Here is a 15,343-nt window from a genome sequence, read left to right on the forward strand (position 1 = left end):
TGGGGGCACGGCGACGTGGCCCGCAATTAGAGGAGAGTCAATTTAAATGGAAATTAATGTACAGAAATACCTAGACGCCGTGACCAACACGGACTACGTCATCAGTGAACATACAGTTCAGCCAGTGGCAGTGGAACAAGAAGGGGTCGCCGCCGCGTTGGCGCCGTTGCTGGCAGATGCCCAGACTAATCTGGGTGCGGGCCGCATTATGCGCAGTGTGGTGACCATCGCCAGTGCCGAACCGACGACCGTGGCGCTAGAGGCGGGGGTGGTGAACCTCCCGATGGCGGACGCAAAGAAAATTACCAACTTTTTGGGCAACGATGAAATTGTGCCGGTGCGGTTGTACCTGGTGGTCGCAAACAAGTTTTTGAACGCATCGGGTCTCCGCATCGACGAAGTGGCCACGGCCGATGAGTTCTTGGCCCATCCCGACCAGTACGGTCAAGCAATCGTTGATTCCGTGACCGAGAAGCTGGCCCACATTGCGACTGAAGCTGCCAAGCCGCAGGAAGAGGTCAAGCCCAAGACTGCAGCGCAGGCCACGACCCGGCGGACGACGCGTACTGCCAAAAAAAGCCACCACAAAGAAGGCGTCAACCAAGCGCGCCACCGCGAAGAAGACCACGAGGAAGGCGACAACCAAAACCACGACCCGCAAGCGTAGTACCACGAAGAAGAACACCAAGTAACGCGGGTTGCCTTAGGGGGAGAATTTATGACCAACCAAATAATTTTGCTAATTATTACTGGTGTGGGTGCCGGTATTCTGGGGGCCATCATGGGCATCGGTGGGGGCATGATCATTACCCCCGTCCTGACTGTGTTGATGGGCTTACCCATCCAATACGCAATTGCCGCTAGTATCGTGGCCGTTATCGCGACTAGTTCCGGCGCGACCATCGCGTACTTGCGCGATGACATGTTGAACCTGCGGGTGGCGATGTTTCTGGAAATCGGGACTACGGTGGGGGCGATCGTAGGGGCCATCCTGACGGGGATGATCCCGTCCAGTATCCTGTACTGGTTGTTTGGGGCTCTGCTCGTCTTTTCCACCTACAACATGATCCGCAAGCTGATTGGGAAAACGGACGCCGCACCGGCTGACCACCCGGACGAGTTAGCCACCAAGCTGAAGCTGAACGGAACGTACTTCGACAAGTCGACCCAGAAGCAAGTTGATTACACCGTCACCAACGTCCCTGGGGGGATGACGATGATGTTTGGCGCCGGCTTGGCGTCGGGGATGCTCGGTATCGGTAGTGGGGCGTTCAAAGTGATTGCGATGGACACCATCATGAAGATGCCCTTGAAGCCCAGCAGTGCGACCTCCAACTTGATGATGGGGGTAACAGCGGCGGCTAGTGCCACGGTCTACTTCTTTAACGGCTCCTTGCACCCTGGTATTGCGGTACCACTGGCCTTAGGCATTTTGGGCGGCGCACTGATCGGTTCGCGCATTATGCCGCTGATGCCAACGCGTCTGTTGCGGATGATCTTTGTGCCCATTATTGGCTTCATGGGCATTCAGATGCTGCTGAAAGGATTCGGGGTGAACATCTAATGCAAAATCGTGAACGGGACCATGTCCGCGAAGAAAGTAAGTATGTGGCCTTAATGATTGGGCGCATCATGCGCATTGGGGTGATGGCGGCGGTCGTGGTCCTCCTAATTGGGTTAGTTATGATGATGTTTCAGGGGGGCCAGTTAACGGCTGCGACCCAACCCCACCGCTTTGGGACTATCTTTGTCGGGCTGATGCACGGACAAGCCGATGCGGTCATGATGGTGGGGCTATTCCTCCTCATCTTGACGCCGGTGCTGCGGGTAGTCGTGTCGATCTACGCCTTCATGGTGGAGCACGACCAACTCTACGTGTGGATCACGACGGTGGTGCTCATCATTTTGGTGGTCGCGATGATCATCGGCTACTTTGGATAAAATAACCCGAAAATACGTTTGGGGCTGTACTTACAAAAAAATAAGCTGCTAAGATAACTCTTGTAAGCAAAAACTAAAGGTGGTTATGAAAAACATGGAAACTAAATTGTTAGATTTGTTGAACCAGCGTCACTCCATTTACGCACTGGGCAAGAACGTTAAGCAGAGCGACGACGAAATCGTCGACCTGCTGGAGAACACCATTCAAGCAACGCCGCATGCGTTCAATGCCGTGACGACGCGCGCCGTATTTTTGTTTGGCGATAAGCATGACCAGCTGTGGGACATTGTGGTTAAGCGTCTGAAGAGTGAGGTACCAACTGAGGCAGCTTACGAGAAGACGAAGGCCAAGATTGCCAGCTTCAAGGCGGCTTACGGAACGATTCTGTACTTTGTGGACACCGACCAGGTTGCACAGCTGGAAAAGGACTTCCCACTGTACGCAGACAACTTTAAGGATTGGGCAGAGCAGGCCGAAGGTGCCATCCAGACGAATGCTTGGGTCGCACTGGCTGAGAATGGTTTGGGTGCTAACTTGCAGCACTACAACCCAATTATCGACGACTTGGTTAAGGATGCCTTCAACATCCCGGCTAACTGGAAGCTCCGCGCCCAGATGGACTTTGGTTCGATTGAGGCCGGTGCTGACGCCAAGGACAAGATGAGCAAGGACGACCAGTTCAAGGTCCTCAAGTAATACCGAATAACCCTATACACGTGCACCAACAATACAAATATTCAACCAAAGCCGCGATCACCATCGCGGCTTTTTTTTATGCGGTCGCTGGCCCGGTGACTGGTTAGGGTCGGCGGCGTGACGGCTTGGTGGACCGCCGCATCGGATCCGTAGGTGTTGAGGGATTAGCGTTATACTAAAGTTAGTAAGTTATGAGGAGGTACCAGTATGGTGAATATGGTCATGGGTATGCGGCTATTTGGTTTGCGCCACCTGATGCGCGAAGCAGCGCGGGGAAGCAATAATAGTGGCGGTAGCGGAGCAATTAACATCATCATCCTCATCGCCGTCATCTTTGCCCTCTGGTACTTGATCGTGCCCCGCCTGCGGGTACGGCGGCGTAATCAGCAGCAGCAACAACGGGTGACCGCCTTTTCCGATGCCGTCGAACAGCCCCGGCCTGAACGCAAAGCTACGGCGTTACCGCTTGGCGTGGGTAATCGCGATGAGTTTATGGCTTTGGCCCGGCAGGTGCAGGCGGCGATTGACCAGCGCGATACGACCGAGTTGACCCGCTACACGACTAAACAGGCGTGGACGCAACTGACGCGCGGTTGGACGCCTGATGCTGGACCGCAGGGTTACACCGAGCTGACCTTTGATGACTTGCAGCGGGTGGCCACGCCCAAAGATGAATTGCACATCCGGGCCACGATTACACGGGTGACCATGCGGGTCGGGGCCAGTGAACCGGATCCGGCGCAGACCACCACGCAACTGTGGGAATTGCAACGGTCTGAGCATGGCTGGGTCGTTAACAAAATTACGCCCGTGAAAAAATAGTTTTTTTTAATTACTGATAGTAGGTACTATAAGTAAGCAATTCTGTTAGTGCTTAATGATAAATGTGTTATTTTTAACTTTTGATAGTTGCAGATAGTAACAATAAACGGTACACTGACGTCAGTTTAAGATTCGTGTTTAGGCAATGATGAGAAGAGTAGCTATTTTAACCGTTATTCAGAGAGGTCCGCTTTGGTGTAAAGGATCAACGGTTTGGTAGTGAAGATGGCCTCGGAGCTGAAACCAGCAATACTGGTTCGTGGGCAAGCGTTACTTTGCCGGGTATCTACCATTTGTGGGTGGTGGTACCGTTGAGGCGTGCTTCGGCACGTGAACGTAGGGTGGTAACGCGCGTGGGCGTCCCTTAATCCGGTAACGGATTGTGGGGCGCCTCTTTTTGTCTCCCGGATAGTTGTGGCTATCCGGGTAAGGCTAAACATGATGAGATGAAGAAAGGGGGTGGTCGCATGGCCCAGCAGTTGTGTTGTTCGGTGTGTAAACAGGAAGCAGATGCAGAACCTTGCTGTATGCGCATGGGCATAGGGCGGACTTTTTTTGAAGAAGAACGGTGCGGTCACCCTCTACGTGACCGCCAGTTAAAACTGGAGGCAATTTAATATGCATAAGCAATCATGGGCCCGATTAGTGGCCACTGGGACAGTAGTACTCGCGTCGGCATTGGTACTCGCTGCGTGCGGTGCAAGTAGCAGTACGAGTAGCAGTAAAAAGCAGGTGCTCAACCTGGCCGCGTCGGCACAACTAGATACCATCGATATTTCTAAGTCCACGGGTTATGGCCAGACGGGGAACGTCTACGAAAGCTTTTACCGGTTAGGTAAGAACGGGAAGCTACGGCCGGTCTTGCCAAGTCCGCTTCAGTTTCGGCGGACGGGCGTACTTACACGTTCAAGTTGCGCAAAGCCAAGTTTAGTAACGGTGATCCGATTACCGCGCAATCCTTTGTTTACTCATGGCGCCGGACAATCAACCCGAAGACGACGTCCCCGTACTCATACTTATTCGCTGGGATCAAGAACGCCAACGACATCATCGCGGGGAAGAAGAGCCCCAACACGTTGGGCATTTCGGCTAAGGGGAAGGATACCGTGGTGGTGCAGCTGGACCAGCCCATCGCCTACTTTAAGGTCTTGATGGCCTACCCACTGTTTTCGCCGCAGGACCAGAAGGTGGTCGCTAAGTACGGCAAGAAGTACGGTACCAAGGCCCAGTACTCGGCTTACACGGGCCCGTTCAAGATTTCCAAGTGGAACGGTACGAGCAACAAGTGGACTTTCGTCAAGAACAAGGACTACTGGGACGCCAAGAAGGTTAAGCTGCAGAAGATCAACTACATGGTGGTTAGTGATGCCAGCACCAGCCTGGACCTTTACCAGACCGGCAAAATTGATCTGACACAGTTGGAGGCCACCCAGGTTAACAACTACGCACACAACAAGGAATACAAGATCTACCCGTACTCCTACGTCAGCTTTTTGGAATACAACCGGGCGGACAGCGATGCCAACAAGCAGAAGGTGTTGAACAACACCCACTTCCGGCAGGCAATTTCCGCGTTGGTCAACCGCAAGCAACTGGCCAAGAAGGTCGTCGGTCAGGGTACGGTGATCCCAACCGGTTTGGTTTCCACCTCACTGGCTGCTAGTCCAAAGACGGGGAAGGACTTCTCCAAGGACCAGGCCGTTGCCGGGACGCTGGACTACAATATCAAGCGGGCCAAGGCTGATTGGGCTGCTGCCCAGAAGGAAACCGGGGTCAAGAACATTTCCTTGACCATCTTGGCACCAAGTGACGATGGTGACGATAAGTCGTCACAGCAAGTGGTACAGTACCTGAAGGCACAGGCTGCTAAGTACTTGCCAGGACTGACGTTGAAGATTCAGAGCATGCCGTCACAGGCTACCCGCCAGAACGAGCAGCGGGGCAACTTTGACATCGCACTTGCTGGTTGGGGCGCCGACTTCAACGACCCAATTTCCTTCCTGCAGATTCTGCAGAAGGACGCTTCATACAACTACGGCAAGTACGATAGTGCTCAGTACGAAGCGCTGGTCAAGATGGCTTCCGTTACCGATGCCAACAACCCGGACAAGCGTTGGCAGGACATGATTGATGCCAGCCACGTAATTCTGAAGGATCAGGCCGTTACGCCGCTGTACCAGAGCGTATACTCCTTCCTGAAGAAGGACGATGTCCGTGGTATCATTCACAACACCGCCGGGACGCAATGGTCTTACAAGTACGCGTACATTAAGTAGTCAGTACTTGGTCACACAGGTCATGCAATAGTTAATAATGGCTCCGCCTTGATACGCACAACGTATCGGGACGGAGCCATTTTGGTTAGGTCAGCGCCAGTACATCGGTAATGGCACCATGGTTCGGGAATAGTACCGGATGGTTGGTGCAATTTATGTGATCGGTTGGCTGGACCGTGGGGTAATTTCCCCTCCGCAGTAGTCCAGCCACCACCAACTTCAGGATCGCCATGATAACGGTTTCGCTCAGATGCTGGAACCTGTATACTGAGAGTAAATAGCGGTTTGAGAGGAAGTGGACCCCGTGAAGCAACCCCTGAACAAGATACGACTCACCAGCCGTCAGTCGCGTTGGTTGTACGTGACCGTACAACTACTGCTCTTGGCGCTCCTGATTTTTGTTTGCACCAAAATCTCGTTTATTTTTGCGCCGTTGCGCACCTTTTTCTCTACCTTACTAGGTCCCTTCCTCATTGCAGGGTTCCTGTACTATCTATTGCGACCGCTGGTTAAACTGCTGATGAAGCTCAAAATGAAGCGGCGGGCCGCTAACATCACCGCCTTTGTGCTGTTACTAGTGCTGGTTATCGGCGGACTCGCCGTACTGATTCCACACATCACCAGCCAGGTTGTGAACATCGTGCAAAATCTGCCCCAGCTTGCCGGGCGGGTGCAAAAGCTCGCCAACCAATTGGCCGGGACTGACATTGCTCAGGGTCTCGGGCTGGACGCGGTGGTCAAAAAGCTCGACTTTGATAACCAAAAGTTGATCAAGTACCTCGCAAACCTGTTGGGTGATAACGCCACGGAGATTTCGTCGATCGTGAGTTGGATCGGTAACGCCTTGGTCAACATTTTTATGGCACCCATCATCCTCTACTTCTTGATGAAGAATGGTGACCGCCTCTCGGGCAACATCCAGCGGTTCTGCCCGCCAGCGCGCCGTCCCTTTGTGGCTAACTTGCTACACCGGGTCAACACCACCGTGGAGACTTACTTCACCGGTCAGTTTACGGATATGTTGATCGTTGCCATCCTGTCATGTATTGGTTACTACATCGTCGGGACGCCGTACGCGTTGGCCATCGGTTTTACCGCCGGGGTCATGAACATGGTGCCGTACATCGGCCCGTGGTTGGGGGCGGTACCGGCCGTGCTGGTAGCGATGACCGTATCCTGGCAAAACGTGTTGTGGGCCGTCGTGGTGGCGGTCGCTGTGCAGCAGATCGACAATAACTTTGTGTACCCGAACGTCATCGGCAAGACCCTCGACATTAGTCCGCTGACCGTGATCGTAATCCTGCTGACCGCGGGCAATATCTGGGGCCTGCTGGGCGTGATTCTGGGTATTCCGGCCTACGCGGTGGTTAAAACCGTGCTGACGTGCTTTATTGCGGAACCTAACAACGGCTTCTTTGATTACATGAACAGTACGGATGAACCCCAAGCGGATGACGACGTACCACGATCGTAACGAGACAACAATAACGGCCGCGCTCATGATGAGTGCGGCCGTTTTGTCGTGGGCTAACGTGCCTGCAGGGTGGTTGCCGCCGCCAGTGCAGTTTGCACCGCGTGGCCGAGACGGGCACAGCCGGCCGTGATTTCGGCTGGTGAGCAGTGGGTAAAGGCGAGGCGTATCCCGTTGTGGTGGTCGTGTAACGGGTAGGTCATGCTGCCGGGTACCAGCGCCAACGTGGCTTTGCATTGCCGGGCCAGCGCGTCCGTGTCCACCGCCGTGGGTAAGGTGACCCAGATGAAGAAGCCCCCTTGTGGTGAACTTAACTGCGCCGCGGCGGGTAGGTTGGCGCGCAATCCCTGGAGCATGACGTCCCGCTTGTGACGGTAGCTATGCCGCAGCGCCGTGATATGGGCGGTGATGTCGTTGTCGTGGAGGTACTGGCTCACACCACGCAACGTTAACGTGCTCGACTCGAGGTCGGCCCCGCTCTTGAGCGCAACCAGGTCATTAATGACTGCTTGGTTGGCGTGGACCCAGCCCACGCGCAGGCCCGGCGCCAGGATCTTGCTCATGCTGTCCACAAAGATGACGTGCTGACCATCGTCAAGTTCACTCAATGTGGGTAGATTGGTGCCGTCATACCGTAACCAGCGGTAGGGGGCGTCTTCAATAATCATGACGTCAAACTCGCGGGCCAGCGCCAACAGCGTCCGCCGCTTGGCGAGGGACATAACGGTCCCGGTGGGATTCTGAAAGTCCGGCACGGTGTAAATTAGCTTAACGTGCCGTGCGGTCAATATGCGGCGGAGGGCGACCATGTCCATGCCGTCACTTTGCACCGGCACGCCCGCATAGTGGGGTTCGTAGGTATCAAAGGCGCTGATGGCACCCGGGTAGGTGGGTGCCTCCACCACGATGGTGTCCCCAGGGTTGATGTACAGACGCGCGATGAGGTCGAGCGCTTGCTGGGCTCCCTGGGTCATGGCAATGGTGTCCGCGGTTGCCCGCACGCCGTCACGCTGCAGGAGCTGCGCCAACTGCACGCGTAAGGGTCGAAACCCTTGGGCGTCGGAGTACTGGAATTGGTCGCCAGAATGGTTGGCCAGTGCCGTGGCAAAGGCGAGGCTCAACTCTTGCTGAGGAAACAGTTGCGGATCGGGCAGGCCGCCCGCAAAGCTGATTTGGTTCTTGGTGGGCGCGGCCAACAGGTCACCTAACCCATTGTCCGTTGCTCGCTGTGTTCGTTCCGCGTAATCCATTGCTGTTCCTCCTTATGTAGTATGATCGTCGAGCTGCGTGGGCCCAAGCACCTAACGCTTTTACCCGCGGGGCTGCGCTCTGGTCCGTCGAGCTACGCCCCGCAAAAGCTACCGCGTAAGGCCCTTCAACCAAAAGGCCAAAAGCGGGCCTTTCGGTCAAAGCACCTTACGCTAACGCTTTTACCCGCGGGGCTCCGCTCTGGTTCGTCGAGCTACGCAATGCAGAAAGCTACTGCATAACCCACTTGAACTAAAAGGCCAAACCCGGGCCTTCCAGCCCAAGTCGGTTACACTCCGCTTTCTAACCGCATTGCTCCGCTCTGGTTTTCCTTGCCTTAACCCTACCGCCCGTCCTATAATAAATAAAGCTCAACTATTTCATTTGAACTTGAAATGTATTCAACTAGAGGTATGAACATGTCGAACTTTAGCTACCAAGTCTTTGCCGCCGTCGTGGCGCAGGGCACCTTTGCCCGGGCCGCCGCCGACCTGAACGTGACCCCTAGCGCCGTCAGTCACAGTGTTAGTCAGCTCGAAACGGAACTAGGCTTTCCGCTGTTCATCCGTAACCGTAGTGGGGTGGAGCTGACCAGCGACGGTCAAACCGTCCTACCCGTGATTCAGGGCATCCTGAACCTGGAGGGACAATTGCGGCAAGTGGCCGACGATATCAACGGTATGGCTGCCGGGCGCGTGCGCATCGGGGCGTTCTCGTCCGTGTCCACTAACTGGCTTCCACAAATCATTCAGCGATATAAGGCCAAGTATCCCCACGTCAACATTGAGGTGGTCCAGGCTGGCTTCAACGAGATCAACGAGCAGGTGCGCCTCGGGACCATCGACATCGGTTTTTCGCTATTGCCAGTTTCCAGTAATGTGGACGTGACGCCGCTGATTAAGGACCGCATCTTCTGCGTCACGCCGACGGACTTTAAGCCCCACAACGGCGAGTTTGTCGACGACGCGGATATTGGCGGCCGCAGTTTCATTTTGCAGCAGCAGGACTATGACCGTGACACCAAGCGAGCACTGGATCGTTACCACGTGTCCGGCAATTCATTGACGTATTCCATTGACGACCAGTCCATCCTGTCGATGGTGGAATCTGGTTTGGGTCTAGGAATTCTGCCGGAGTTGGCCCTCAACAAGTTGGTGGGGAACGTCAACGTCTACCCGTTTTCGACCGACTTTGAACGGACGCTGTGCATGGTGGTCAACCCGACCCAGGCGCAAGCCCCCAGCGTCGCCCACATGCGCGCAACGATCACCGATTACCTCCAGGAGGAGTACGGTAACCGTTATCTAGGTGCGCAGGCGTAACGCAGAGAAGCTTCCGAAATACCAGTTGGTTGGCGTTCCGGAAGCTTCTTTGCGTACACTACATTTTGTCCATGGTGGCGTTGAGGGCGGCGTCGACGCGGTTGTTATCGCGATTGTTGGCGTGACCCTTCACCTTGTTGAAGGTGAGGGAGTCAAAGCGGTCCACCTGGGCAAGGAGCTGCTGCCACAGCGCGGCGTTTTTGACCGGCTTGCCCTGCTTACGCCAACCGTTGGCGCGCCACTTCACGTACCACTGCTGCTGCATCGTGTTGATGACGTAGGCGGAATCGGAGTACAGGTTAACAGGGATGTCGGTGCGCTTGATGGCGGACAGGCCCTGAATGGCCGCCATGATTTCCATGTAGTTGTTGGTGCGGCCATACTCACCGCCGGACAGCATTTTCTCGTGGTCGCCGTAACGGAGCAGCGCCGCCCACGCACTTTTGTCAGTGGGGCGGACAGAACCACCCTTGTTGACGCCGGTGTTGCGGTTGCCACCGTCCGTGTAGAGCTCAATTGTCTTAGGCATCATTCGTCCTCCTCGGTTTGCTTACCGTCCCAGTTTAGCACAGCGGCGTAGTCGGTTGGTTGCAGGTACGCGTTGCAACTGGGCGGCATGGCGTCAATAGATGTGTTAGAATTGAATGACTGTTTTTTTGACGTGTACGTAAGGGGTAAAAGATGGAAAAACAACGTTTAACCCGTAGCAACCTGTTTTTTTATCGGGTCCATGCTGTTCGGGATGTTCTTCGGTGCTGGCAACTTAATCTTTCCGGTATTCCTGGGCCAAGCCTCAGGTAAGAACGTGATTCCTGCATTGATTGGCTTCCTGATCTCCGGTGTGGGCCTGCCACTACTTGGGGTCGCCGCCATTGGGTTGTCCCGGACGGACGGGGTCTTCGCCTTAGCCCAGAAGGTCGGCCGGCCCTACGCCTTTTTCTTTACGATTATCCTGTACCTGTGCATGGGTCCACTTTTCGCCACGCCGCGCCTGGCTACGATTTCCTACGAGATTGGCCTATCGACGTTTATTCCGGCCGACCACGCTAAGTTGGCGCTGTTGATATTCTCGTTCTGTTTTTTTCCTCGTCGCTTGGCTCCTGGCGCGGCGACCAGGGCGTATCATGACGTACGTCGGCAAAGTATTAACGCCGGCCTTTCTGGTGGCGTTGGCCCTGTTACTGGCTTTTGCATTATCTTTCCGTTGGGGCACTTTAGTCAGGACATGGTTTCCGGTGCTTATCGGCACGCGCCCCTCATCAAGGGTTTCACCAACGGGTACATGACCATGGACGCGCTGGCTAGCCTGGCATTTGGTGTCGTGGTGGTCAACGCGATTCGTGATTTGGGTGTGACGAAACCCAAAGCCATTGCGACCGACACCATTAAGGCCGGCGGGATCGCGGCCTTGCTGATGGCGATCCTGTACGCTGCTCTGGCCTTCATGGGGCTGACGTCGCTGGGGCAATTTGACTTTGCCAGCAATGGTGGCGTTATTATTGCCGAAATTTCCAATTATTATTTTGGTACCCTGGGCAGTATCCTGACGGCCATCATTGTGATCCTCGCCTGCCTGAAAACGGGGATTGGCTTGCTGACGTCATTTGGTGACACGGCCGTGGAGCTGTTTCCGCGGCTCCATTACCGGACGGTGGTGTTCTGGTCAGCGCTGGTCTCGCTGATCATTGCAAACGTGGGCCTCAACGCTATCCTGGCCATTTCCGAGCCGGTGATGTACTTCCTCTACCCGCTAGCGATCGTCCTAATTTTGACGGCGCTGGCGGAGCACCTGTTTGATAATGACCGCGTGGTGTACGTGATGACCACCGTCTTTACGTTTATCCCCGCACTACTGGACGGGCTCAACGCACTGCCGACTGGACTTAAAGGTGCGTGGGTGCACCAGGTCGTTGGGTGGGGTCAGTACCTACCTGGATTTAGCCTCGGACTGGGGTGGGTTTGTCCAGCTTTGCTTGGCTTCGTCATTGGTCTAGTAGCCCATGGTTACCGGCGACACCGCTTAATAATGAAATCATAAATCAACAACAAAATTCTTTTTTTTAAAAATGAACGCCGTGACGGGCGTTTTTTTTATCGCCGTAAATAGGGTTAATAGTTAGCGTTATTTACTTCTGTAAGCGGTTTCCGTGATGAACCGAATTTTGTGCAATTGTGAGCCGACGTAATTGAATACGTCGGCTTATTTGATTGTGTAGATTGTGGTTATAGGAGATTACGCGGAAACCGGTAAGGGAGGGATGTGTGGCAAAGCAAGATGAGTGGCAGTTTGGATGAAGGGAGGGTAATAGCATGAAACGACTGATTAACGCTTGTGCCGTCATGTTGCTGGTGCTGCTGCAGCTGCAGGGCTTCTGGGGGCATGTACAGCCGGTGACCGCCGCTGATAATACGGCCACGGTACTCGATGACTCGGCGGCGCGGGTCACGGTCACCCCGACGGTCGTGGATGACCGGATCGACTGGCAGATCGACTTTGATCGCCACGATCCGACCGACCACACCACTAGGGCGATTCGGATCCGCGTGGCGCAAGCGGAAAATGGCAGTGGGACCGTCGTTCGGCGTGACGGTGACCTGGAACGGTCGACCGATCCGGACGACGAATGGTACCACGAAGCCGAGTATAGCGTTGCGGCCCAGGGCCAGTTGGTGGTGAGCACCGATTTGGATGCCACGCAGCTGGTGGTCTGGGTCCAACTTGATGGCAAGGACATGGGCGGCACGGTGACGTCCGACCTGTTGCAGGATGAGGCAGCGCAGCCACACACGGTGGCGTTGCCGGCGAGTCTGCAGGAGGCAGTGGCAGCAGCCAAAGAGGCGGCGGCCGCGAAGGAAGCACCGGACATTGACACCACTACGGATGTGAGTGCGCCGGAGCTGCCAGTTGCAGTGCCGGCAGAAGCGGCACCGACGACCGAGGAGGAACCCGCTGAGGAGTCACCTGCGACTGACACACCGGAAACGGCGACCGACAAGGCCGAGGAGGACGTACCGGCGGCCACGACGAAAATTGAGGCCCCGGGGAACAGCATTCTGCACGCCACTAACTTACGGTTGCTGGGGAATGCGACGGCCAATTTGCAGGTAGATGTGAACGATGCTGGTATTGGCGCCAGCATAACGCCTAAGGGTAGCAGCGCGGGAGCTGGTGAATATAACAACGCTGGCGCGATGCAGACCAACCGGTACAAGGAATACGCGGTCGCCGGGTCAACTGCGGTGATTTTCAGTAGTCGGTATAGTAACAACGTGGGTAACGTTAACCTAACGTTGGAATACGACTACGTGGGGACGGTGCTGGATGGCAATGGCCAAGTGGTTGATATTGGTGCCTACGTGAAGATCGACAACGTCGTTACTCATGGTAACGATTGGGGTGGTGTCAACCAATTTGCGTTTGATTTTTCCCACAATTTCTATTCTGGATTGGTGCTGGCTAACGTACGCAGCTTCGATTGGACCGTCACCTTCTTCGTGAAGGGGGATAAAAACACTCGCGTTAGTTTTGGCGACGATGGTGGACTGACGAATCAAGCCCAGCTGACCTTTACCTCGCTGAATCCGGGTGAGTTTGTTGAACCTCTGAGTGGCGGCTTTGGTGAGGCCGAGTATGATTCAACCCATATTTCTCACCTTCAATTCTACGGAAATACACGTGTTGGGGTCGCAAAGGGTAATTTTGCGACTGAATACGAAAACACTAAGTCGGGTGGTGAACAAACGATGGGTTACACCTCCCACACTTGGGGCGAATGGGGCAAGACGGCTTACGACCCCAATAATGCTGATCACGAATGGGAAGACTGGGCCGGCGCGGCCACTTTCTACAAAGGTGCTGTCGCCCTGGATATAACCGGTGACACGTTCACCTTTAAACGGGGCACGTACGGTGCCTCCTACAATGCTTGGCTAGCCCTATCGAGCGGTTCCCGTGAACACGTGATTCCGGATTACTTGGAAAACCGGAAGAGTGTTAGCACGCAGAAACTCGATGGTGGGGGTAGCCCCGACCAAGTAAATCTGGATGACGACGCGACGTGGACCAACAACGATTTAGACGAGGGCTTGGTGAACCAGTACCACCCGAACGGGACATTCTACTACTACATCAACCAGCAGACGTACTCGTTAACTGATTATCTGACCAAGCCAGAGAAGATCACCATTAGCGACCTGCTCCCGGAACACCTGGTCTTAACTGGTGGTGATGATCAAGTCACGTTGTTCAGCGACTTCATTACTGGGGATTCATCGACCGGAATTAATCTTAACAATCAAAATGTGCACACAAGCATGGTCAACGGACGACAACAAGTCACAATTACGATGACCAACGGTGATTACGTGCGTGACATCGCCTTTACTGGTGGTTACTTCACCATCCGGTTAGCGGTCAAAGTCACGACGAATCCGACGGACGTTGACCCACGCGCCAAGTTGGACAACCAGGCAACGGTGACAATGATGCCGGTTGCAGGTCAGGGAGAGTACAGCCGTCAAACTAACGAAGTAACCGTCTACCTTGGCGACAAGGTGAACGGCAAGATTCGTTTCAACAAAGTTGACGGCGACGGTCAGCCACTGGCCCGAGCCGGCTTCACCCTCTACCGTGATGGTAAACCGGTGGGAGCCGAGGTGTTTGCTGACAAGGACGGCCAGGTCGTCTTCGCTGACGTCGCACCAGGTGAATACACCATCAAGGAAACGACGCCACCAGCCGGGTTCGTACCGAACACGACGATTTATCAGGTACAGGTGCAGAATGACGGCAGTGTTGCGTGGACCGGAGGGATGCCGACCAATACGCAAGTCGTGAACCACCTCAAACCGTTCGTTTTAACGCTACTCAAGCGTAACGGCGAGAACAAGGAGCCACTGGCGGGCGCGCAGTTTGAACTGACTGATGCTCAAGGCAACCAGCTAGATGAACAGACGTCTGGTCATGACGGCAAGTTAACCTTTGCACACAAGTTAACGGCCGGCACGTACTTTATCAACGAAACGCAGGCGCCGACCGGGTTTGAAAGCCTCACCCGCCGCATCAAGCTGGTGGTGACGGCTACTGGTATCACGGCCACCTACGTGGATGTCACTGGCGACCCAATTACGGGTGACCAAGTAGCGTTGGATTACCAGCTTCTGCCAGACAAGCAGGACAACACAGCCCACATCACGGTTGATAACACGCCGGTGACCCCACATCCGGGTAAACTTCCCGACACGGGTAGCCGCGGACTCTGGGGCTACATGGTGGGCGGATTGTTGCTGGTAATGATCGGTAGTGCTTGGGCACTGGTGCAGCGCCGGCGGGGAGGTGATGGTCATGACTAAGTTACGTTGGTTGGTAGTCACCATCCTGGCGGTACTGGGACTGACCCTCATGTTTATGGTTACCCAGCCGGTCGCGGCGGAGACCACGACTACGGTGACCATCCACAAACGGCTGTACCATAGCCGGGATGAACTACCGAGTATTGCGAATCAGGGTACGGAGTTGGCGACTGACCACGCGGCGTTAGCAACAGTGTTGGTTTAAACGGCGTGC

General features: G+C 54.9%; 12 protein-coding genes and 1 pseudogene. 11 read left to right on the forward strand and 2 right to left on the reverse strand.

The window, feature by feature from the left end; translation table 11 throughout:
* Positions 1-46 precede the first annotated feature (46 nt).
* The 7 genes and pseudogenes from JCM13996_RS08790 to JCM13996_RS08820 all read left to right on the forward strand — a co-directional run bounded on the left by JCM13996_RS08790 (position 47) and on the right by JCM13996_RS08820 (position 7,210).
* The gene (locus JCM13996_RS08790; RefSeq protein WP_054750849.1) at positions 47-667 is read left to right on the forward strand and encodes a hypothetical protein; all 621 of its coding nucleotides are present in this window, start codon (positions 47-49) and stop codon (positions 665-667) included.
* 51 nt (positions 668-718) lie between these two features.
* The gene (locus tag JCM13996_RS08795; protein WP_054750850.1) at positions 719-1,564 is read left to right on the forward strand and encodes a sulfite exporter TauE/SafE family protein; all 846 of its coding nucleotides are present in this window, start codon (positions 719-721) and stop codon (positions 1,562-1,564) included.
* Positions 1,564-1,941 (forward strand): DUF1634 domain-containing protein, encoded by a 378-nt coding sequence (locus JCM13996_RS08800; protein WP_054750851.1) that lies wholly within the window; start codon positions 1,564-1,566, stop codon positions 1,939-1,941. Before JCM13996_RS08795 ends, JCM13996_RS08800 begins: the two co-directional genes overlap by 1 nt.
* A gap of 94 nt (positions 1,942-2,035) precedes the next feature.
* Positions 2,036-2,638, forward strand: a complete 603-nt coding sequence (locus JCM13996_RS08805) for a nitroreductase family protein (RefSeq protein WP_054750852.1) — start codon at positions 2,036-2,038, stop codon at positions 2,636-2,638.
* Positions 2,639-2,845: 207 nt separating this feature from the next.
* Complete coding sequence (locus tag JCM13996_RS08810; RefSeq protein WP_054750853.1) at positions 2,846-3,460, forward strand: hypothetical protein; 615 nt, start codon at positions 2,846-2,848, stop codon at positions 3,458-3,460.
* Between the two features lie 618 nt (positions 3,461-4,078).
* A pseudogene (locus tag JCM13996_RS08815) lies at positions 4,079-5,736 on the forward strand (peptide ABC transporter substrate-binding protein).
* Between the two features lie 304 nt (positions 5,737-6,040).
* The gene (locus JCM13996_RS08820; protein ID WP_054750854.1) at positions 6,041-7,210 is read left to right on the forward strand and encodes an AI-2E family transporter; all 1,170 of its coding nucleotides are present in this window, start codon (positions 6,041-6,043) and stop codon (positions 7,208-7,210) included.
* Positions 7,211-7,263: 53 nt separating this feature from the next.
* Here JCM13996_RS08820 and JCM13996_RS08825 read toward each other — a convergent pair whose 3' ends face one another.
* A complete protein-coding gene (locus tag JCM13996_RS08825; protein WP_054750855.1) occupies positions 7,264-8,457 on the reverse strand; it encodes an aminotransferase-like domain-containing protein in 1,194 nt (397 codons plus the stop codon).
* Between the two features lie 417 nt (positions 8,458-8,874).
* Between JCM13996_RS08825 and JCM13996_RS08830 the strand changes: the two genes are divergently transcribed.
* A complete protein-coding gene (locus JCM13996_RS08830; RefSeq protein WP_054750856.1) occupies positions 8,875-9,777 on the forward strand; it encodes a LysR family transcriptional regulator in 903 nt (300 codons plus the stop codon).
* 58 nt (positions 9,778-9,835) lie between these two features.
* On the opposite strand, the gene JCM13996_RS08835 is transcribed toward JCM13996_RS08830, so the two are convergent.
* A complete protein-coding gene (locus JCM13996_RS08835) occupies positions 9,836-10,306 on the reverse strand; it encodes a ribonuclease H family protein (protein ID WP_054750857.1) in 471 nt (156 codons plus the stop codon).
* Positions 10,307-10,498: 192 nt separating this feature from the next.
* On the opposite strand from JCM13996_RS08835, the gene JCM13996_RS13245 reads away from it, so the two are divergent.
* The 3 genes from JCM13996_RS13245 (at position 10,499) to JCM13996_RS08850 (ending at position 15,334) form a co-directional block, all read left to right on the forward strand.
* On the forward strand, positions 10,499-11,815 hold the full coding sequence (locus JCM13996_RS13245) for a branched-chain amino acid transport system II carrier protein (protein ID WP_439646481.1): 1,317 nt from the start codon (positions 10,499-10,501) through the stop codon (positions 11,813-11,815).
* Between the two features lie 272 nt (positions 11,816-12,087).
* Entirely contained in the window at positions 12,088-15,129 is a 3,042-nt protein-coding gene (locus JCM13996_RS08845) for an MSCRAMM family protein (RefSeq protein ID WP_054750858.1), read from the forward strand.
* Positions 15,122-15,334, forward strand: a complete 213-nt coding sequence (locus tag JCM13996_RS08850; RefSeq protein WP_054750859.1) for a hypothetical protein — start codon at positions 15,122-15,124, stop codon at positions 15,332-15,334. The genes JCM13996_RS08845 and JCM13996_RS08850 overlap by 8 nt, the downstream gene beginning before the upstream one ends.
* The last annotated feature ends 9 nt before the right edge of the window (positions 15,335-15,343 follow it).

It is taken from the genome of Lacticaseibacillus thailandensis DSM 22698 = JCM 13996 (genome assembly GCF_001312865.1).
GTDB classification, from domain to species: Bacteria; Bacillota; Bacilli; order Lactobacillales; family Lactobacillaceae; genus Lacticaseibacillus; species Lacticaseibacillus thailandensis.

Coding starts and splice junctions, on each gene's coding strand:
- JCM13996_RS08790 (WP_054750849.1), top strand. CDS start 47: ATGGAAATTAATGTACAGAAATACCTAGACGCCGTGACCAACACGGAC.
- JCM13996_RS08795 (WP_054750850.1), top strand. CDS start 719: ATGACCAACCAAATAATTTTGCTAATTATTACTGGTGTGGGTGCCGGT.
- JCM13996_RS08800 (WP_054750851.1), top strand. CDS start 1,564: ATGCAAAATCGTGAACGGGACCATGTCCGCGAAGAAAGTAAGTATGTG.
- JCM13996_RS08805 (WP_054750852.1), top strand. CDS start 2,036: ATGGAAACTAAATTGTTAGATTTGTTGAACCAGCGTCACTCCATTTAC.
- JCM13996_RS08810 (WP_054750853.1), top strand. CDS start 2,846: ATGGTGAATATGGTCATGGGTATGCGGCTATTTGGTTTGCGCCACCTG.
- JCM13996_RS08825 (WP_054750855.1), bottom strand. CDS start 8,457: ATGGATTACGCGGAACGAACACAGCGAGCAACGGACAATGGGTTAGGT.
- JCM13996_RS08830 (WP_054750856.1), top strand. CDS start 8,875: ATGTCGAACTTTAGCTACCAAGTCTTTGCCGCCGTCGTGGCGCAGGGC.
- JCM13996_RS08835 (WP_054750857.1), bottom strand. CDS start 10,306: ATGCCTAAGACAATTGAGCTCTACACGGACGGTGGCAACCGCAACACC.
- JCM13996_RS08845 (WP_054750858.1), top strand. CDS start 12,088: ATGAAACGACTGATTAACGCTTGTGCCGTCATGTTGCTGGTGCTGCTG.
- JCM13996_RS08850 (WP_054750859.1), top strand. CDS start 15,122: ATGACTAAGTTACGTTGGTTGGTAGTCACCATCCTGGCGGTACTGGGA.